General features: G+C 69.4%; 15 protein-coding genes. 12 read left to right on the top strand and 3 right to left on the bottom strand.

Translation table 11 applies throughout. The features are described from left to right. Positions 1–4: 4 nt before the first annotated feature. From ABD262_RS10225 to ABD262_RS10175, 11 genes are all read left to right on the top strand, one after another. Positions 5–1636, top strand: a complete 1632-nt coding sequence (locus ABD262_RS10225) for an ABC transporter substrate-binding protein (RefSeq protein WP_344135137.1) — start codon at positions 5–7, stop codon at positions 1634–1636. A gap of 176 nt (positions 1637–1812) precedes the next feature. Continuing rightward, a complete protein-coding gene (locus tag ABD262_RS10220; RefSeq protein WP_344135134.1) occupies positions 1813–2751 on the top strand; it encodes an ABC transporter permease in 939 nt (312 codons plus the stop codon). After that, positions 2751–4772, top strand: coding sequence for a dipeptide/oligopeptide/nickel ABC transporter permease/ATP-binding protein (locus tag ABD262_RS10215; RefSeq protein WP_344135132.1), 2022 nt, complete (start codon positions 2751–2753; stop codon positions 4770–4772). Before ABD262_RS10220 ends, ABD262_RS10215 begins: the two co-directional genes overlap by 1 nt. Beyond that, on the top strand, positions 4769–5896 hold the full coding sequence (locus ABD262_RS10210; protein WP_344135129.1) for an oligopeptide/dipeptide ABC transporter ATP-binding protein: 1128 nt from the start codon (positions 4769–4771) through the stop codon (positions 5894–5896). Before ABD262_RS10215 ends, ABD262_RS10210 begins: the two co-directional genes overlap by 4 nt. Continuing rightward, positions 5893–6831: a dihydrodipicolinate synthase family protein gene (locus ABD262_RS10205; RefSeq protein WP_344135126.1), complete on the top strand. Its 939-nt coding sequence runs from the start codon at positions 5893–5895 to the stop codon at positions 6829–6831. Before ABD262_RS10210 ends, ABD262_RS10205 begins: the two co-directional genes overlap by 4 nt. 2 nt (positions 6832–6833) lie before the next feature. After that, positions 6834–7760: an ROK family protein gene (locus ABD262_RS10200; RefSeq protein WP_344135123.1), complete on the top strand. Its 927-nt coding sequence runs from the start codon at positions 6834–6836 to the stop codon at positions 7758–7760. Next, the gene (locus ABD262_RS10195; protein ID WP_344135120.1) at positions 7757–8452 is read left to right on the top strand and encodes an N-acetylmannosamine-6-phosphate 2-epimerase; all 696 of its coding nucleotides are present in this window, start codon (positions 7757–7759) and stop codon (positions 8450–8452) included. Before ABD262_RS10200 ends, ABD262_RS10195 begins: the two co-directional genes overlap by 4 nt. Next, positions 8449–9507 (top strand): SIS domain-containing protein, encoded by a 1059-nt coding sequence (locus ABD262_RS10190; protein WP_344135117.1) that lies wholly within the window; start codon positions 8449–8451, stop codon positions 9505–9507. Before ABD262_RS10195 ends, ABD262_RS10190 begins: the two co-directional genes overlap by 4 nt. 7 nt (positions 9508–9514) lie before the next feature. Then, positions 9515–10837, top strand: a complete 1323-nt coding sequence (locus ABD262_RS10185) for an N-acetylglucosamine-6-phosphate deacetylase (protein ID WP_344135114.1) — start codon at positions 9515–9517, stop codon at positions 10835–10837. 881 nt (positions 10838–11718) lie between these two features. Continuing rightward, a complete protein-coding gene (locus ABD262_RS10180) occupies positions 11719–12687 on the top strand; it encodes a cytochrome c oxidase assembly protein (RefSeq protein ID WP_344135111.1) in 969 nt (322 codons plus the stop codon). A 546-nt stretch (positions 12688–13233) separates the two neighbouring features. Continuing rightward, positions 13234–13839 carry an SCO family protein gene (locus ABD262_RS10175; protein ID WP_344135108.1) on the top strand — a complete coding sequence of 202 codons (606 nt, stop codon included), beginning with the start codon at positions 13234–13236 and terminating at the stop codon, positions 13837–13839. A 143-nt stretch (positions 13840–13982) separates the two neighbouring features. Here the strand turns inward: ABD262_RS10175 and ABD262_RS10170 are convergent, their stop codons facing one another. From ABD262_RS10170 to ABD262_RS10160, 3 genes are read right to left on the bottom strand one after another with little or no spacing between them, the layout of a single operon-like run. After that, positions 13983–15566, bottom strand: coding sequence for an ABC transporter permease (locus ABD262_RS10170; RefSeq protein ID WP_344135105.1), 1584 nt, complete (start codon positions 15564–15566; stop codon positions 13983–13985). After that, positions 15563–16534, bottom strand: coding sequence for an ABC transporter ATP-binding protein (locus ABD262_RS10165; protein ID WP_344135102.1), 972 nt, complete (start codon positions 16532–16534; stop codon positions 15563–15565). The genes ABD262_RS10170 and ABD262_RS10165 overlap by 4 nt, the downstream gene beginning before the upstream one ends. Beyond that, a complete protein-coding gene (locus tag ABD262_RS10160) occupies positions 16531–17175 on the bottom strand; it encodes a TetR/AcrR family transcriptional regulator (RefSeq protein WP_344135099.1) in 645 nt (214 codons plus the stop codon). The genes ABD262_RS10165 and ABD262_RS10160 overlap by 4 nt, the downstream gene beginning before the upstream one ends. A 197-nt stretch (positions 17176–17372) precedes the next feature. Here ABD262_RS10160 and ABD262_RS10155 point away from each other — a divergent pair, with 197 nt between their 5' ends. Continuing rightward, positions 17373–19154, top strand: coding sequence for a glycoside hydrolase family 15 protein (locus ABD262_RS10155; RefSeq protein WP_344135096.1), 1782 nt, complete (start codon positions 17373–17375; stop codon positions 19152–19154). The last annotated feature ends 4 nt before the right edge of the window (positions 19155–19158 follow it).

Genomic DNA, 19158 nt, shown 5'->3' with positions numbered 1-19158 from the left:
GACATTGAGCACCACTGAAACGTCCACGTCCAAGTCCGGCGGTCGCCGCCTGATCTCCCTGACAGGGCATACCACCCGGGTCCTGGCCGCCACGGCAGTGCTCGCCCTCGGCCTCGCTGCCTGCAGCGGCGGCCCCTCCTCGACCAACGCCGTCGGCGGGTCGAAGAAGAACTCGATCGAAGCGACGCTGGCCTTCACCCTGTCGAGCGGCTTCGACCCGGCCAACGCCTCGAGCGCGGTGGCCACGGCTGCCAACGCCCACATCTTCGAGGGCCTGGTCGACCTCGACCCCAGCACCCGCGAGCCCTACCTCGCGCTGGCGAAGGCGCAGCCCACGGCCAGCGCCGACGGCCTCACCTGGACCGCCCAGCTACGCGACGGAGCCAAGTTCTCCGACGGCACGCCGGTCACGGCCGACGACGTCGCGCACTCCTTCACCCGCGTGCTCAAGCCCGAAGACCCGGCGGCGCCGCCGCTGATGCAGGGCTTCATCTCCTTCATCGACTCGGTGACCGCCAAGGACGCCACCACGGTGGAGTTCAAGCTGAAGTACCCGTTCGCGCTGTTCCCCCAGCGCATCGCGGTCATCAAGATCGTCCCTAAGGCCAAGACGGCCGACGCTACTGCGTCCAAGGCGTTCGACACCGCTCCGATCGGTTCAGGTCCCTACAAGCTGGACAGCTCGTCCAAGGAGTCAGGCCTGAAGTTCTCCAAGAACACCAACTACAACGGTCCCAAGCCGGCCGGCGTCGACACCATGACCTGGAACACCACGACCGAGGCGTCTGCCCGGGTGGCCGACCTGCAAGGCGGCCGGGTCCAGGCCATCGAGTCGGTGCCCTACCTCAACGTCGACTCGCTCAAGGGCAAGTACACCGTCGAGGAGAAGCAGGCCTTCAACCAGGTCTTCCTCATGTTCAACACCAAGGCCAAGCCGTTCGACGACAAGCGCGTCCGTCAGGCCCTGCACTACGCCATCAACAAGGACACCGTCATCAAGACGGCGCTCAACGGCTACGGCACCGCCGCGACGAGCTACCTCGACGAGGGAAACCCGAACTACCAGAAGGCCGCCACGGTCTACGACTACAACCCTGACAAGGCCAAGGCCCTGCTCAAGGAAGCCGGCGTGACCAACCTGTCCTTCACCCTCGACACCACCGACAACAACATCGTCAAGGACGTCGCACCACTGCTCGTCGAGTCGTGGAAGGCGATCGGGGTCAACGTCACCCTCAACACCCAGCCGTCAGCTGCCATCTACGGCGACGTCGTCCCCAAGGACACCTTCCGCGTCCTGGCGGCGTCCGGTGACCCCAGTGTCTTCGGGCCCGACCCGGACCTGCTCCTGCGCTGGTTCTACTACGGGCAGACCTGGCCAGGCCAGCGCTACCGCTGGGACGACGCCGACCGCACGAGGATGGCCACCCTGCTCGACAAGGCCGCCAAGTCCTCCGACGAGGCCGAGCGCAAAACCCTGTGGAAGCAGGCCATTGACCTGGTCGCCGACGAGGTCCCGCTCTACCCGATCCTGCACACGAAGATCGTGACGGCCTACGACCCCACCAAGCTCGACGGCTTCCAGCCGGCCCCCACCACCGGGCTGTACTTCCTGAACGGCACCCGCAAGGGCTGACAACCAGGGCCCGCGTGACCCGGGCCTACGCAAGCGTCCTGCCCGGCCGGTCCGGCCGGGCAGGACGACTGGGCTACGAGCTGGAGCAGGACGATCGGACAACCAGCCCGAGCTACTGATCGAAACAACCAGAACAACCAGAACGAGGAAAGGTAGCCATGCTGACCGTGCTGAGCATGATCGCTCGACGACTGTTGACGCTCATCCCACTCGTGCTGGGGATCACCCTCTTCGTCTTCATCGTCATGCAGTTCTCCCCGGTCGACCCCGCCCTGTCGGTCCTGGGGGACCAGGCCTCGGCAGCCCAGATCGCAGCCTTCAAGGCCGCGAACGGCCTCGACGACCCGCTCCCGTTGCGCTACCTGCACTTCCTCGTGGACCTCGTCCACGGTGACCTCGGGATGACCTTCCCGCCCAGCGAACCGGTGTCGAGCAAGATCGCTACCGCGTTGCCGCTCACGATCCAGCTGACCGTCATCGGCGTCCTCGGTGCCCTGGTCATCGCCCTCCTGCTCGGCATCACCGCCGCCCTCTACCGGGACCGCTGGCCCGACCACCTGATGCGGTTCCTGTCGATGGCCGGTATCGCGATGCCGTCGTTCTGGCTTGCCCTGCTCTTCATCCAGGAGTTCGCGGTCCGCCGGAACCTGTTCCCCACGGGTGGCTACGTCAACCCCGCTGACTCGCCCGGTCAGTGGCTGCGGTCGATGACCCTTCCCGCTCTCGCGCTGGCCATCCCCGTCGGCTGTTCCCTGGCCCGCATCGTGCGCACCTCGATGGTCGAGGAGCTCGACAAGGACTACGTTCGCACGGCGATCGGGGCCGGCCTGCCGCCGCACGTCGTCATCGGGCGCAACGTGCTTCGCAATGCACTGGTCAACCCGTTGACGGTCCTCGGGCTGCGGATCGGCTACCTCATCGGAGGCACCGTCATTATCGAAGCCATCTTCTCCCTGCCCGGCATGGGCACCCAGATCATGAGCGCGGTGCAGCAGAACGACACCGCCCTCGCCCAGGGCACGGTGCTGACCATCGCCCTCGGCTTCGTCGTCATCAACCTGGTCGTCGACATCCTCTACCTGTTCGCCAACCCCCGCCTGCGGGGAGGTCACTGATGCGCCGCGCACTCACCGCCCAGCTGTCCCGACCTGGGGTCGGGTTCTCCCGCCTGGGCATCGCATCAAAGGTCGCCCTCGGCTTCCTCACCCTCGTGGTGCTGGTCGGGGTATTGGCCCCGCTCCTGCTGCGTCACGACCCAACCCAGTCGGGCCTCGGCCCAGCCCTCACCGGCCCCAACGGTGACTACTGGTTCGGCCTGGACCGCCTCGGCAGGGACGTGTACTCCCGCCTCGTGGCCGGCACCCGCCGCTCCCTCATCGTGGGCTTCGGCGCAGCGGCCATCGCGCTGCTGGCGGGAGCGGTCCTCGGTGCCATCGCAGGCACCAGCCGCAATGCCGTCGACGAGGTCCTGATGCGCTGCCTGGACGTCGTGATGGCCTTCCCCGCCATCGTCCTGTCCGCCCTGCTCATCATCTCGTTCGGCAAGAACAGCCTGCTCGTGCTCGTGCTGGCCATCAGCTTCGTCTTCACACCCTCGATCGCCCGCATCGTCCGGGCCAACGTGCTCAGCCAGTACCGCGAGGACTACGTCGCCGCCGAGCGGATCATCGGCGCCCGGCGTCCCCACATCCTGCTGAAGCACATCCTGCGCAACTGCGCGGCGCCGATCCTGGTCTTCGTCACCGTCATGGTCGCCGACGCGATCGTCTTCGAAGCGTCCCTGTCCTTCATCGGTGGCGGGCTCGCGCCGCAGGAGGCTGCCTCGTCATGGGGCTCGGTCATCGCCTTCGGCAAGGAGATGGTGCAGATCGGCGGGTGGTGGGCCACCTTCTTCCCCGGCCTGCTCATCCTGTTGACCGTGCTCGCCCTCAACGTGCTGTCCGAGGGAATCTCCGACGCGTGGGCAACCCCGGCGGCGCGCCGTGTAGCCATCGCCGGTGGCGTCACCTCCGACGCGGCCACCGACACGGCGGTCGTGGCCGAGCCCGGCCAGCGGTCGCTGGACGCCGACCCCCTCGACCTGGTCGCACCGACCCGCGGCCAGGTCATCGACCTGCCTGGCCTTGCCGAGGCAGCCCAGCGGCTGCGCGAGCGGGCGCGGCCGCTGCCCACCGGGGACCCGGTGCTCGAAGTCCACGGTCTGTCCATCGGGTTCGAGGACCGGCACAACGGCGTCGATATCGTCGACGACATCAGCTTCGAGGTCCGGCCCGGCGAGGTCCTTGGCCTGGTCGGGGAATCCGGGTCGGGCAAGTCCCTGACCTCACTGGCAATCATGGGGCTGGAACCCTCCGGGGCGCGCCTTCGGGGCGAAATCCGTTACGACGGAACCGATCTGACCACCCTCAGCTCCAAACAGCGCCGCGGACTCATGGGCCGCGAGATCGCCATGGTGTACCAGGACGCGCTCTCGGCGCTCAACCCCTCGCTCAAGGTGGGCGCCCAACTCGGCCAGCTCATCCGCCGCGGCGGCACCCGCACCGCTCCCGACCTCATGCGGTTGGTGGGCCTGGATCCCGAACGCACGCTCGCGGCATACCCGCACGAGCTGTCCGGCGGTCAGCGGCAGCGCGTCGTCATCGCGATGGCGCTGTCCCGCGACCCGAAGCTGATCATCGCCGACGAGCCCACCACGGCACTGGACGTCACCGTGCAGGCCCAGGTGATGGAGCTGCTGCTCCGGCTGCGTGCCGAGCTGGGCTTCGCCCTCATCCTGGTGAGCCACGACCTTGCCCTCGTCAGTGACGTCTCCGACCGTGTCGTCGTGATGTACGGCGGCCAGATCGTCGAAACCGGCGTCACCTCGACCGTCATCGAGTCCCCGGCCCACCACTACGCCCGCGGCCTGCTCGGCTCGGTCCTGTCCCTGGAGACGGGCGCGGAACGGCTCACCCAGATCCGCGGTGTGGTCCCTTCGCCCGCCGACTTCCCCTCCGGCTGCCGCTTCGCCGACCGCTGCCCCATGGCGACCGAGGTATGCCGTGACACCGCACCGTCCCTGGAGGGCGTCGGCGACCACCGGTTCGCCTGTCACCACCCGGCGGTCCGCGTCGACGAGAAGGAGACAGCCAGATGACCACCACAGCCGGCAGCCCGCACGCCACTGCGGCAGGGACGCCCCCCATCGCGGAGCTGCGGGACGTGCACGTGGTGCACAAGACCCGTGGTGGCGGCATGTTCAGCCGCGACCGGGTCTACGCCCTGACCGGCGCCGACCTCGCAATCGCCCCCGGCGAGACCGTCGGAATCGTCGGTGAGTCCGGATGTGGCAAGTCGACCCTGGCCAAGGTCCTCGTCGGGCTGCAATCCCCCACCAGCGGCGTCGTCAGCGTGGCCGGTCACGACGTGTGGTCGATGAGCACTGCCGAACGTCGGCAGCACATCGGTGCAGGCGTCGGCATGATCTTCCAGGACCCTTCCACGTCACTGAACCGCCGGATGGCCGTGCGCGACATCCTGCGCGACCCCCTCGACGTCCACGGGCGCGGCTCCAAGGCGGGCCGCGAGGCACGGGTCGAAGAGCTGATGAACCTCGTGGGGCTCCCGCGCTCGGTCGCCGATGTGCTGCCCAGCCAGCTGTCCGGCGGTCAGCGCCAACGCGTCTCGATCGCCCGGGCCCTGGCCCTCGAACCGGCCCTCATCATCGCCGACGAGCCGACCAGCGCCCTGGATGTCTCGGTGCGAGCCCAGATCCTCAACCTGATGCTTGACCTCAAGGAGCGGCTCGGGTTGGCCATGGTGTTCGTGTCCCACGACATCCAGACCGTCAAGCGCGTCAGCGACCGAGTCGTGACGATGTACCTCGGCCGGATCGTCGAGCAGACGCCCGCCTCGATGCTTCCCGAAGGGGCGCAACACCCCTACACGCGCGCGTTGTTCTCTGCGACCCCCGGGTTGCTCTCCCCGATCGACCCGATCCCCCTCATCGGCCCGGTGCCGTCGGCGACGCGTCCGCCCAGCGGCTGCCCCTTCCGCACCCGGTGCTGGAAGGCGACCGACATCTGTGCAACCGAGATGCCGGCCGTTGAGAGAGGAGATGGCCCGGACGGGACCACTCACGAGTTCCGCTGCTACCACCCTGTTCCCGCAGGGACGGGCGACGCCGATCTGGTCCAGCTCGCGCGAGCGGCCACCCGCAACAGCACCCCAGACGGGTCCGACACCGGATCCAGCCAACCCAATGTCAAGGAGACATCGTGACCAGCCCCACCGCACGGTTCGCCGGCGTCGTGCCGCCGATCGTGACCCCCCTGAACGACGAGGGCGGCATCGACGTCGCGTCCCTCGAACGACTCGTCGAGACCCAGCTCGAAGCCGGCGTCCACGGCATCTTCGCCCTCGGCAGCTCGGGGGAGACGGTCTTCCTCACCGACGAGCAGCGCGACCGCGCCCTCGAGGTGATCATCAAGACCACCGCCGGCAAGGTCCCCGTCATCGCCGGCTGCATCGAACCCTCAACCCAGCGCGTCATCGACCGCGCTGACGCCTCCTTGCGACTCGGCGCGGACGCCCTCGTCACGACGGCACCCTTCTACGCCATCGTCGGGCCGCACGAGACGGAGCGACACTTCCGCGCTGTTGCCGCCGCCACGGACCTGCCGCTGCTCGCCTACGACATCCCGGCCTGCGTCAACACCAAGCTGTCTGTCGACCTGCTCACCACGCTCGTGGCCGGCGGTGTCATCGCCGGGGTCAAGGACTCCAGCGGTGACGACGTCGCCTTCCGCCAGCTCCTGCTCTCGGTGCGGGACAACGCACCTGACGCCGCCTTCAGCGCCCTCACCGGTCACGAGGTCGTCGTCGACGCGATGATGCTCGCCGGCGCCTCGGGTGCTGTACCCGGCCTGGCGAACGTCGACCCCGACGGGTACGTCCGGCTGCACAACGCCTGCATCGCGGGCGACTGGGATGCTGCCCGCACGGAGCAGGACCGACTCACCCGTCTGTTCCGCATCGTGGGCGCCGCGGACCCCGCAACTACCGCGGGAGCCACCCGTGGGGTGGGTGCCTTCAAGACGGCTCTGCAGCTGCTCGGCGTCATCGACAGCAATGCGGTGTCGCTGCCGCTGCGTCCCCTCGACGAGGCCGAGTCCGGCCGCGTGCGGGTCGAGCTGGAGCGGGCGGGCCTTCTCTGACGATGCCTGCCACCGAGACGGTCGCCGCCGTCGACATCGGCGGCACCAAGACCGCCGCAGCCCTCGTCACCCGTGACGGTGAGGTGGTGGCCCGCCTTGAGGCGCCCACCCCCGGTGGCGACGGCGCGACTGCGATCCTCCAGACCGCGGCCGACCTCGTTCTGCGCCTGCGTGCGGGGTCGGCCGCCCCAACAGTCCACGCCCTCGGAGTCGGCAGCGCCGGCGTCCTCGACGCGGCGACCGGGTTCGTGCTCGGCGCCACGGACGTGCTCCGCGGCTGGGCCGGCACCGACCTCCGCGGCTCGCTGGCCTCGGCGACGGGGCTTCCCACGGCTGTGGTCAACGACGTCCATGCCCACGCCATTGGCGAGGCCCGCCGCGGAGTCGCCCGCGGCGCGCGCACCGTCCTGTTCGTGGGTGTCGGGACCGGAGTCGGTGGAGCCTTCGTCATCGACGGGGCAGCCCTCGCCGGCGCCCACAGTGCCGCCGGCCACCTCGGCCACCAGCCCAGCCCCTATGCCGGCAAGCTCGCCTGTTCGTGTGGCGGCGCGGGTCACCTCGAAGCCATCGCTGCTGGCCCGACCCTGCAGGCGGAGTACGAACGACGTTTCGGGACAACGGTGTCGGACCTGCGCGCCATCGCGGCCATGGCAAGCGATGGTCAACGGTTGGCCATCGACACGCTCGCCTTCGGCGGCGCCGCCGTCGGGTCGGCCATCGGGGGACTGGTGAACGTCCTCGACCCGCACGTGGTCGTCGTCGGCGGTGGCGTCAGCAACGTTGGCGAGGTCTGGTGGGATGCCCTTCGCGCAGCCGTCCGTCGGGAGGCCCTGCCCTCTCTGGCCAGCGTGCCCGTGCAGGCCACAGCTCTCGGCCCCGATGCTGCGCTGGTCGGAGCCGCTGAGATCGCCTGGGAGACAGTGGAATGACCGATCTGCTCAACTCCATCCGAGGCGGTCTCGTCGTCTCCTGTCAGGCCTATCCGGGCGAGCCGATGCGTACCCCGGACACCATGTCCCGCGTGGCGCAGGCCGCCGTCCGCGGTGGCGCCGTCGGGATCCGAGCCCAGGGCCTCGACGACATCGCGGCCATCCGGGCAGCCGTCGACCTCCCGCTCATCGGGCTCTGGAAAGACGGGGGCGACGACGTCTTCATCACCCCGACCCTCCGCCACGCGATCGCGGTGGCCCAGGCCGGAGCGCACGTCGTCGCCATCGACGGCACAAGCCGACCGCGACCCGACGGACGGACCCTTGCTGAAACCATCAAGGCCATCCACGACGACACCGGCGTCCTCGTCATGGCCGACTGCTCGACCTTCGACGAGGGCATGGCCGCGGCGGCGAGCGGAGCGGACCTGGTCGGCACCACGCTCGCCGGCTACACGGCATACACGAGCAAGGGCAACGGGCCAGACCTCGACCTGGTGGCGCGGCTAGCGGCCGCCTTGGACGTGCCCGTCGTCGCCGAAGGCCGCATCCACTCACCCACCCAGGCAGCCGCTGCGATCAGCGCCGGTGCCTGGGCCGTCGTCGTCGGCACAGCCATCACCCACCCCACGACCATCACTGACTGGTTCGCGACCGCGGTCGCAGATGCCGGCGAGGAGCGCCACCCATGACCACCGCCGCTGGCCCCACCACAGCACACCTCCCCGGGAGCCTCATGGCGGCCGAGATCGCCGAGCAGCCGGCGGTGTTCGACCGGATCCTGCTCGAGAGCCCCTCCTCGGTGAGCTCCCTGGCGGCCCAGATCCGCAGGGCTGCACCGCGGTTCGTCATCATTGCCGCCCGCGGGACCAGCGACCACGCGGCGCTCTACTTCAAGTACCTCGTCGAGATCGGTCTCGGCCTGCCGTGCGGCCTGGCCTCCCCGTCGACCACCACGGCCTACGGCGCCACCCCCAACCTGAAGGACGTCCTGTGGGTGGCTGTCAGCCAGTCCGGCGGGTCGCCCGACCTGCTGCACTCAACGCGCGCTGCTGCCAAGGCGGGTGCGCTCACCCTCGCGGTCACGAACGCCCCGAACTCCCCACTCGCGCAGGCCGCGCAGCTCCACCTCGACATCCGTGCCGGGACTGAGCGGGCCGTGGCAGCGACCAAGACCTACACGGCCACCCTGCTCTCACTCTGGCTGCTGTTCGACGCCTGGCGCGGGGGGAAAGGCTCCGATGCGCTTGGCCTGTCCGAGCTCGCGGAAGGGCTGGTGACCAGTGAGGACGTCGGCGCGGTCGCAGCGAGGTTTCGGTTCGTCGACAAGATCGTCGTCACCGGTCGCGGCTACGCCTACCCGACAGCCCGCGAAGCCGCGCTCAAGCTGATGGAAACGTCCTACCTGGCGGCGCACGCCTTCTCCGGGGCCGACCTCCTGCACGGCCCGTTGGCGATGGTCGACGAGGACCGGCCCGTCGTGGCCGTGGTGCCGCACGGCGTCGCCGGGGCCGCCATGGCCCCGGTTCTCGAGCGCCTTGGTGAGCGCGGCGCCGACCTCACCGTCGTGGGCGACCCCGCCATGGCTGGGTCCAACCCGCTCATCGCCCTGCCCAAGGCCCCCGAGGAGCTCAGCCCGCTGCTGGAGATCATCCCGTTGCAGCGGCTCGCCCACGCAATGGCCGTCGCTCGGCACTACGACCCAGACGCGCCCCGCGGTCTGTCCAAGATGACCCAGACGACATGACCCGCGCATGGACCGCCGCCGCACGCACGTGGTCGGGCTCGCGGCGTCGCGGCCAGGAATCAAGGTCGTCGGCCGAGGGCGGAGCCTTTGGGCTTCAGGCCAACCGGCGGCGCAGCGAGTTGATCCGATGACCGCTGGCTCAACCGAGCGCCTGTTGCTGACGGGCCGCCTAGTCGCTCCCGCAGGTATAGTTGACGACGGTGCTGTGGTCGTCCAGGACGGCCGAATCGTGTATGCCGGCCGCCTCACCAGCCTCCCGACCGGTTGCGGCGGCCTCACCGTGCCGGAAGGGTGGGTACAAGGGCGCACCCTTCTACCGGGGCTCGTCGATGCGCATTGTCATGGCGCAGCGGGGGGCGAATTCGGGAGCGATGAGGAGGGTGCCGCTCGCGCCGTGACTCACCACCACCGGTGCGGTTCGACGTCCGTCGTGGGTTCACTGGTCTCAGCCCCCGCGTCGCGCCTGATCAGAGGTGTCGCTTCCCTCGCGCCTCTCATCAAGCGTGGGGACCTCGCGGGAATTCACCTTGAAGGCCCCTTCCTCTCGACTGCACGGTGTGGGGCTCAAGACCCGGCCGCCCTCATCGACGTCGACCTCGACCTCATCGAGGCGATCGCAGCCGCCGCGCCAGGTGCCTTCATGCACATGACCTTCGCGCCCGAGCGGCGTGGCGCGCGGGCCTTGCCCAGCGCTCTGGGGGCAGTGGGTGCCCTGGGAGCAGTTGGCCACACTGACGCGGACTTCGTCACGACACGTTCGGCGCTGGACGCAATCGCCGACGTAGGGGCGCGCGGGGGCAGGCCCCTCGTGACGCATCTCTTCAATGGCATGGCCCCCATGCACCACCGGTCTCCTGGGGCGGTTGCCGCCGCAATGGCTGCAGCTGGGCGGGGTGATGCCGTTGTCGAGCTCATCGGCGACGGCGTTCACCTCGATGCCGGAACGGTGCGAATGATCTTCGACACTGTCGGCGCTGATCAGGTCGCACTCGTCAGCGACGCGATGTCCGCGGCTGGGCTTCCTGAGGGCTGTTACACCCTCGGCGGGCGCGACGTGACGGTACACGGGCGCCAGGTTAGGCTCGCAACAGGCTTGCTTGCTGGTGGTGTCTCCACTCTGCTCGATCAGGTCCGATGGTGTGTCCGCGAAATCGGGCTCGAGCTGCACGACGCGGTCATGGCAGCCTCGCGGACGCCCGCTAAAGCGCTGGGGCTGAACGATGTGGGCGAGCTTTCGGACGGTCGCTGGGCGGACGTGGTGATCGTGGACGAACGCCTCGAGCTCCGGCGCGTCATGCGCCGCGGCCAATGGCTGACGCCACCTGATTGACCCACTGGCCGGTTCGCTCACGGCGGCGCTGGATCCGGACATGGGTCACCATCGGGGTAGGGCGCGGACGCGCCGGCGAGCAGGCTACGGGCGTTGTAGGCGGCAACCTCATACTCGTGGTATCGAGGTTCGGCTCGGCAAGCGGGGGTACGGTGCTCTGACCCGCCGAACCGTCCGATCTTCAGGCACAGACGCATACGCAGGCCAGAGGGCCTTCGGGGGTCCCCCGTGCTACAACTCGTGCGTCAACGGTCGACGGCACGCGTACTACTGGCTTTGTGCCCCCGTTGTGCCCCCGGGACGCGGCCCCCCGCACTGCATGCACCCAAGAGTCGTAGCTTGAGCACGCCGACACTTCGTGAGTCGGCGCTTGGCAGCCTTCGCAATGAGAAGGCCAGGGGTTCGAATCCCCTCAGCTCCACTCACTGACACCCTGTCCGACCTGCACGATCGCCGCAGGATGGACAGGGTGTCTTGCTATGTGACCCTCGGCTTGTGCCCCCATCGCACCCCGAGCCTGCCCACGCCTCCATGCACCCGATTGCGCGTCTCAGATGCGGCCGCCGCTGTGCGCAACGGCATACATCACCTCGGGCGATCCGTGCCCGAGCAGGAGCCCCCCATCTCGTCCTGGAGGTTCACCAGATGAGGGGCGGTAGCGGACCGTGCCGTCTGGAGTCGACGACTCTCCGACAGCCGGGGTAGCGGCTGACTTGTCGTATGCAACTATTGGTTCCTGGCGAAACCGGGATGCCCGCGCGTCGAGCGCTGTGGCGCAGGCCGCCTCTCAACGTGGCCCGGTCCAGCGGCGCTTCTGGAAGGAGATCGGTGCTTGTCTTCCTCACGGTGACGCGGCAGCGATCCCGAGGCCGGATGGCCGCATGACGGGTCCGATGTGGATGCCGTCCGCGGCACCAGACCTGCTGCGGCTGGTTCGCTGGCATCCACAACCGATCCCAGTCATACCCGTTCTGTGTCTGCTGCTGGCGGCTGCATACGCCTGGGGCGTGGTGCGACTGCGCCTCAGTGGTCATTCCTGGTCGCCGGGCCGCTGCGTCAGCTGGGCCGCCGGTCTGGCGACCATCCTTGCCGTGACCGGCACCGGTGTGGGCGGTTACGGCATGGAGCTGTTCAGCGTCCACATGGCGCAGCACATGGTCTTGAGCATGCTGTCGCCGCTGCTGCTGGTGATGGCAGCACCGATCACCCTGGCCCTTCGTGCCCTGCCGGCGCGAGGCGGCGCAGCCGGACTTCGCCGGGTGCTTCTCGTCACGCTGCACAGCAGGGCCGCGAAGGCGCTCACTGCGCCCGCACTCACCCTGCCGCTGTTCATCGTCAGCCTCTACGGGCTGTACTTCACCCCACTGTTCGACGCGGCCATGCGCAGCTGGTTCTGGCACGACTGGATGCTGTTGCACTTTGTCGCAGTGGGGCTGTTGCTCTTCTGGCCGATCCTGGCCATCGACCCCAGCCCCCGCACCACCTCTCCGGTGCTGCGCATCATCGAGCTGTTCATGGCGATGCCCTTTCATGCCTTCTTCGGTATTGCGGTGATGACCAGCACGACGTTGCTGGTGCGCAGCTTCGCCCTGCCCTACCCGCCCTGGCGGACCGGTGCTCTGGCGGACCAGCACCTCGGCGGCGGGATTGCCTGGGCCTTCAGTGAGATTCCTACCCTGTTGGTCGTGGCCGTCATCTTCGTCCGATGGTCCCGCAGCAGCGATCGCGAGGCTCGGCGACTGGACCGCGCGGCAAGTCGCGACGGCGACGCGGCACTGTTGGCCTACAACGCCTGGCTGGCACGCTTGGCAGCCCTCGACCGTGGTGACGGTGGCGGCAATCGTGCCTAGCTCGACACCATCGCCAGCCTCCTGGTTCTCACCGCATCCCGAGCCTTGGTCGGCGTGTCCGCCAGGTGCCTCGCCGATGTCGAGGACACGGTCGCCATTGCCCATTGCCCATTGCCCATTGCCCATTGCCCATTGCCCACATCGTCGAAGGCCGCCCGCCAGGCCGGCGCCGCGCCGTCGTCTCTGCCTTGAATGCCTTCAATGAGGCCGCTGGTGAGCGCTCACCGGGGCCGGATGCTGCGGCACGTCTCGGGTGGTAGGGCCGCAATGCCAGCCAGAGACCACCGTTGGAGACAACCCACGGACCAGTCACACGAGGATGTGAGACACATGCACCCAGCCCCACCACCCCGAGGGGCGCGCGCAGCCCGAGCCGCCACGGTACTGGCCGTCGCCACGCTCGTTGCAAGCCTGGCGGCGTGTGTCCCCTCACCGTCGGCGTCCGCTGGGAGGCCACAGGACACTGCTTCCCCGTCGGGCCGGAAGCCCCGGGCCGGCACGGTGCTGGACGAGCCCCTTCCCTCGGAGGTCGCCACCATCCCGCTCGTGGACCAGCGTGGCCAACAGTTCACCCTCGGATCGCTTCGGGGGAGGACCATCGTGCTTGCCGACTTCCTCACCCTCTGCCAAGAGGTGTGCCCGCTGACCAGCGTCGACCTCCGGGACGTCGCCACCGCGGTCAGCCGTGCCGGTCTCGCGGACCGGGTCCAGGTGATCGAGGCGACAGTCGATCCCCAACGCGACACCCCTGCTCGGCTTGCCGCCTACCAGAATCTCTTCGGCGCTCAGCGCGACTGGGCGTTTGCTACCGGCACGAGCGCAGGGCTGAACCGGCTCTGGGCCTATCTCGGGGTGTACCACGCCAAGGTTGCGGAGCAGGCCGGATCCGGACCGAAGGACTGGTTGACGGGCCGGCCCCTCACCTATGACGTCGAACACCAAGACGTCGTCTACGTCATCGGCCCCGACGGCCATGCCCGCTGGGAGGACAACGGCAACGCCGACACCGCTGGGTCACAGCCTCCAGGCACCCTGCTGCAGTTCCTCAGCAAGCAGGGCCACCGGAACCTCACCGCGCCCACCCAGCCCAGCTGGACCGCGGCAGACATCGAAGGCGCACTCGAATACGTCACCGGCCAACACATCGGGTGAGACCACGGACGTGCACCGGTCCGGAACCCTGTGGCGGCCTGCTTGACGTGCAGGTCGCCGCGTCGACTGGCTCCTGGAGTCCGAGGAGGGATGGCTGGTGGCAAAGGGTGAACGAGATGATCGCGGGCGACCGGTTCACCGGTTCAGCCCTGCGGTATCCCTCGACGACGGAAGCCCAGGGCCGCAGTCACGAGCAGGGCAGCGGAGACGGCAATCATGATGATGAGGGGCAACGGAGCGACCCTGCCCAGCGGAGGATTACCGACATGGGTCGTCGGGGCGAGGTCGAGGGCCCAGCCGGCCACCTTGAGACCCGGGCCGAGGAGGGCGATCAAGGCGACGAAGGCGAAGGCCGCCCAGCTGGCCGGGAATGCCCGGGGTTTCAGGCTGAAGAGGGCAAGCGCCAGTCCGCCGATGAGGAGCTCGGCCGGAAGGTATGCCGCGCCCGCCCCCAGGACGCGACCCAAGTGGGCCGTGGTGCCCATCGACCACGCCGTCGCCGCAGCCAGCACGACCGAGGAGACGAGGACGATGACCACGAGACCGCTGACGATGACGAGCCCGTGGGCGGTGAGCCACCGCGTGCGGGACAGGGTGCCGGACAGTCGTGGCTCGAGACGTCCGGCGGTCTCCTCGCCGCGCAGGCTGCCGACGGCCTGGACGGCGCACCCTGTGGTGATGATGGCGATGTAGAGCTGGGTGAGGGCGATGAACCCGTCCTCGGGTTGGGCGCCCGACATCCCGACGGCCTCGGCCATGGCCGGATTGCTGGCGACGGCGTCGACGAACTGTTGGGCGAGGGCGCCCATCATGCCTGCGATGACCAGGGCTCCGGCGAGCCAGCCGAGGATCGCCGGTCGGTGGATGGCGGTCGCCAGCCCGAGCGGGCTGCGCAGCCATGTCGACGCCCGCGCTGATCCCGCGCCGGCGCGGACGAGGGAGCTGCCGAGGTCGCGGCGGCTGGCGACCACGACGGCGAGCGTGGCGAGCAGCCCGCCGACGGCGAGGGGGATGAGGATCGTCCACCACCGCATCGGCCCGAAGGGCGCGGTCTTCTCGGCCCAGCCCAGCGGTGAGAGCCAGGTGACCCAGGTCTTCGTCACGTCACCGATCCCACGCAGCAGGTAGGACAGGGCAAGGACCAGCAGGCTCCACAGATAGACGCCTCGGGAGTGCAGGGTGACCTGGGCGAGCAACGCCGCGAGCCCGGCGAAGACGAAGGCGAGGGCGCCGAGGGAGGCGGCGTAGAGGATGGATCCGGTCGTGGGGACCCCGGAGGCGCTGAGCCCGAGGGCGAACGCCGTGGCGGTGACCAGGACCGCGGTGGAGGCGACGATGAGGCCAGCGAGCACCGGGACGTGGCGAGCCACCCGGCCACCGAGGACCGCTTCGAGCCGCCCGGCCTCCTCCTCACGCCGAGTGCTCTGCGCGACGAGGCTGATCCCGAGCAGCGGGAGGAGGAAGGCGGCGAGGAAGCCGAACTCGTCCTGGATGACCCCGCCGAGACTGTCGATGCCTTCGACCCTGCCGTTGATCGCGACCAGGGCATCGCCCGCGGTGACGGCCTGGGCGTAGGTGTGGATCTTCTCGGGAGTGCTGTAGAGGCCGGCGACCGCCGCTGCCGTTCCGACCATGCCGGCGATCAGCGCGAACATCCAGACGAGCGTGCCCCGCCGGTGTGTCCGCCAGTGGACGCCGAGCATCGCCTGCAGACCGGTTGCCCTCATCGGTGCGCCTCCTCCGGCTCGCCGAGCTCGGTGTCGTCGCGGGGCTCGGCCTGCCCGTCGCTGGTGTCCTCGTCGTAGGTGCGCAGGAAGAGTGCGTCCAGGCTGGGAGGGGTGACGGTGAGGGTGTGGATCCGTGCGGTGTGCAACTGGCCGATGACTGCGTCGAGGTGCTCGGCGTCGATGGTGAAGCGGATGTCGACGTGGCCGTCGAGCCGCTCGTCGACGTACTCTGCGACGCCCGCGGCGCCGGCCAGGTCGGCGGGCGCGTGGACGGTGACGGCGTGGACGTGGGTTCGGGTGTGCCGTCGCAGCTCGGCGAGGGTCCCGGTCGTCACCGTCCGGCCCCGGCGGATAATGCTGACCCGGTCGGCGAGGGCCTCGACCTCGCCGAGGATGTGGCTCGACAGGAGCACGGTGCTGCCCTGGTCGCGACGCTCCCGGACGACCTCCTGGAAAGCCTGTTCCATGAGCGGGTCCAGTCCGGAGGTGGGCTCGTCGAGCACGAGCAGGTCGGCGTCGGCAGCGAGGGCGGCGATGAGGGCGACCTTCTGCCGGTTGCCCTTGGAGTAGTCGCGGACCCGCTTGGTCGGGTCGAGGTCGAACCGCTCGATCAGAGCGGCCCGGCGGGCCTCGTCGAGCCCGCCCTGGGTCGCGCCGAGGACGTCGAGGCACTGCCCACCGGTGAGCCCCGGCCAGAGGGCGACATCGCCGGCGACGTAGGCGAGCCGCTCGTGGAGCGCCGCAGCCTGGCGCCACGGGTCGCCGCCGAAGAGCTCGATATGGCCGCCGCTGGCACGGATGAGGCCCAGGACGACCCGGATCGTCGTCGACTTGCCCGCTCCGTTCGGGCCGAGGAAGCCGTGGATCTCACCGGGCCTCACTTCGAGGTCGAGCCCGTCGAGGGCCTGGACCGGTCCGAAGGTCTTGGTCAGCCCCTCGGCGCGGATGACGGGTCGGGTCGTGCTCACGGGTTTTCCTCCTGGCCCTGGGCGCCGAACGCACCCTCGGCGTAGACGATGGTCGCCTCCCGGGCCCACCGTTCGATCCCCTCGGGGGTCAGCGGGTCGGCACCGATCGCCATGGCGATCGGGTTTCGCAGGAGGATGAGGGCGAGGTCGTTGACAAGGAAGAACGCCGCCCGGACGTCCGGGTCCTCGCTCGGCCGAGCGACGCCGCTCTCGACCATCACGTCCAGGAGGCGACGGGTCGCGGCATACCAGCGTCCGAACAGCGCGGCCCCCGCCGGGTCGTTCGTCAGGAGCAGCCGCCGCAGGTAGGCCGGCAGCGGTGAGCCGGGCGGGAAGCCCCGGGCGAAAGCCTCGGCCAGCGAGCCCCCCGCCTCGCCGCCTGCGAGCATCTCGGCCAGCTCGTCGGTCGGCAGCGCCTCGAAGATCACGTCGAAGGCCTGCGCGGCGAAGGCGTCGACCTCGGCGCGCAGGCCGTCCTTGCTCCCGAAGTGGTGCACGACCAGGGCCGGCGAGACGCCGGCCTGGGTAGCGATCTCGCGGACCGTCACCGCATCCGGACCACGGTCGGCGAAGAGCCGCAAGGCGGCATTGCGGATCGTGGCACGGGCGGTCAAGTCGCCCACTTCGGGGGTTGAACTCACGTTCAATACACTAAACGCTTGTTCAGGCCGTTGACAAGTCGGCGACGCGTCCACGACGCACTGCGCCGGGCGACGGCTCGGACACCTCTTCGTCCGGCCCTCTGCGCGTCTCCGGACCCGGCGCGGAGATTCGGGAAGACGCATGACGACCTTGCAATGGTTGTAGTAATGCAACCATTGCGTGATAGATTCCTTTGATGGTGACGTCAATCGCCGCGGTATTTCCCCCGCACGTCCTGCGTGAGTACGCGCTGTTGGCCGACGGCGAGCGTGGCGCCTTGGTGGGACCGCGGGGAGACATTGCGTGGATGTGTGCGCCCCGGTGGCACGACGACGCGGTGTTCGCGTCACTTCTTGGAGTCGAAAGCGTGTACGGCGTGGCCCCCCGCGATGACCGGTACGTCTGGGGTGGCCGCTACGAGGACGGCAGTCTGATCTGGCGCGGCCGGTGGGTCACCCTCGACGGCATCATCGAGTGTCGGGACTCCCTCGCCTTCCCGGGACATGAACAGCGGGCGGTCATCCTGCGCCGGATCCAGGCGGTGTCGGGGCCAGCTCGCGTCAGGGTGGTCCTCGCGCCCCGCGCAGGGTTCGGCCGCTTCGGGTTGTCACGCCTGGCAAAGCGTGACGACCTCTGGACGGGCAGGTGCGGTCCCCTCCACCTGAGATGGATCGGCGCCGGGAACGCCGAGGCGCAGGACCGCGGCACCCTCCAACTCGACGTCGATCTCCCCGCGGGGGCCCACCACGACCTGGTGCTCGAGTTGTCTCCGAGCTCGTGGGAGGAACCTCCCGGCGACCCCGACGTGCTGTGGGAGCGCACTGAGCACGCCTGGACGAGCGCCGTGCCTCCCATGGACCACACGGTGGCCGACGACGACGCGCGGCGTTCGGTCGCCGTCCTCCGAGGCATGACGAGCACGAGCGGCGCGATGGTTGCCGCTGCAACGATGTCACTGCCCGAACGCGCCCGGGAGGGCCGCAGCTACGACTACCGCTACGCCTGGATCCGCGACCAGTGCTATGCCGGGCAGGCAGCCGCTGTGGGCGGGGCCCCGCTTCTCCTTGATGCAGCCGTCCGGTTCGTGACCGAACGAGTCCTGGCGGACGGACCGCAGCTGTCTCCGGCGTACACCGTGCTTGGCACCGCGGTGCCCGACGAGCGCAACCTGGACCTCCCTGGCTACCCCGGTGGCCGCAGCATCGCCGGCAACTGGGTCACCGAGCAGTTCCAGCTCGACAACTTCGGGGAGGTTCTCCTGCTCTTCGCGGCAGCGGCGGGCCAGGACCGCCTTGACCTGGACCACTGGAAGGCGGTGGAGCAGGCGGTGGCGGCGGTTCAGTCGCGGTGGCAGGAGCCGGACTCCGGCATCTGGGAGCTCGATCCGCAGCGATGGACCCACTCCCGCTTGATGTGTGCTGCGGGTCTGCGGGCGATCGGCGCCCATGCTCCGGCCGCGCAGGCCGCCCGGTGGAGTGCGTTGGCGGACGACGTCGTGGCAGACGTGAACCGAGACTGCCTACACCCCAGCGGGCGCTGGCAGCGGTCGCCCGAGGACGAGCGGGTCGATGCGGCACTGCTGCTACCAGGCCTGCGTGGGGCGCTGCCAGCGGCTGACCCGCGGACGCTGGCCACCGTGCAGGCGATCCGACGGGAGCTCGGTCGCAGCGGGTACGTCTACCGCTTCAGGCAGGAATCTCGACCGCTGGGGGAGGCCGAGGGCGCGTTCCTGCTCTGTGGGTTCCACATGGCCATGGCTGTGCACGAGGAAGGCAAGCCGACGGAGGCAGCGCGCTGGTTCGAGCGCAGCCGCGCAGCGTGCGGGGCGCCGGGCCTCTTCTCCGAGGAATATGACGTCGCGCAGCGGCAGCTGCGCGGCAACTACCCGCAGGCGTTCGTGCACGCTCTGCTCCTCGAGTCGGCCCAGCGACTCGCCGGCCCCGCGGCTCGCGGGTCCGTTCACGGTTCCCAGACCTGACCTG

The sequence above is a fragment of the Pedococcus bigeumensis genome (genome assembly GCF_039531795.1).
GTDB lineage: Bacteria > Actinomycetota > Actinomycetes > Actinomycetales > Dermatophilaceae > Pedococcus > Pedococcus bigeumensis.
Note: the sequence above shows the minus strand (reverse complement) of the source record. Positions and strands in the feature narration are given on the sequence as shown.

What these genes read in the sequence shown, in the direction of transcription:
- ABD262_RS10220 (WP_344135134.1), top strand. Translation starts at nt 1,813, where the DNA reads ATGATCGCTCGACGACTGTTGACGCTCATCCCACTCGTGCTGGGGATC.
- ABD262_RS10215 (WP_344135132.1), top strand. Translation starts at nt 2,751, where the DNA reads ATGCGCCGCGCACTCACCGCCCAGCTGTCCCGACCTGGGGTCGGGTTC.
- ABD262_RS10190 (WP_344135117.1), top strand. Translation starts at nt 8,449, where the DNA reads ATGACCACCGCCGCTGGCCCCACCACAGCACACCTCCCCGGGAGCCTC.
- ABD262_RS10180 (WP_344135111.1), top strand. Translation starts at nt 11,719, where the DNA reads ATGACGGGTCCGATGTGGATGCCGTCCGCGGCACCAGACCTGCTGCGG.
- ABD262_RS10185 (WP_344135114.1), top strand. Translation starts at nt 9,515, where the DNA reads ATGGACCGCCGCCGCACGCACGTGGTCGGGCTCGCGGCGTCGCGGCCA.
- ABD262_RS10170 (WP_344135105.1), bottom strand. Translation starts at nt 15,566, where the DNA reads ATGAGGGCAACCGGTCTGCAGGCGATGCTCGGCGTCCACTGGCGGACA.
- ABD262_RS10210 (WP_344135129.1), top strand. Translation starts at nt 4,769, where the DNA reads ATGACCACCACAGCCGGCAGCCCGCACGCCACTGCGGCAGGGACGCCC.
- ABD262_RS10200 (WP_344135123.1), top strand. Translation starts at nt 6,834, where the DNA reads ATGCCTGCCACCGAGACGGTCGCCGCCGTCGACATCGGCGGCACCAAG.
- ABD262_RS10155 (WP_344135096.1), top strand. Translation starts at nt 17,373, where the DNA reads ATGGTGACGTCAATCGCCGCGGTATTTCCCCCGCACGTCCTGCGTGAG.
- ABD262_RS10195 (WP_344135120.1), top strand. Translation starts at nt 7,757, where the DNA reads ATGACCGATCTGCTCAACTCCATCCGAGGCGGTCTCGTCGTCTCCTGT.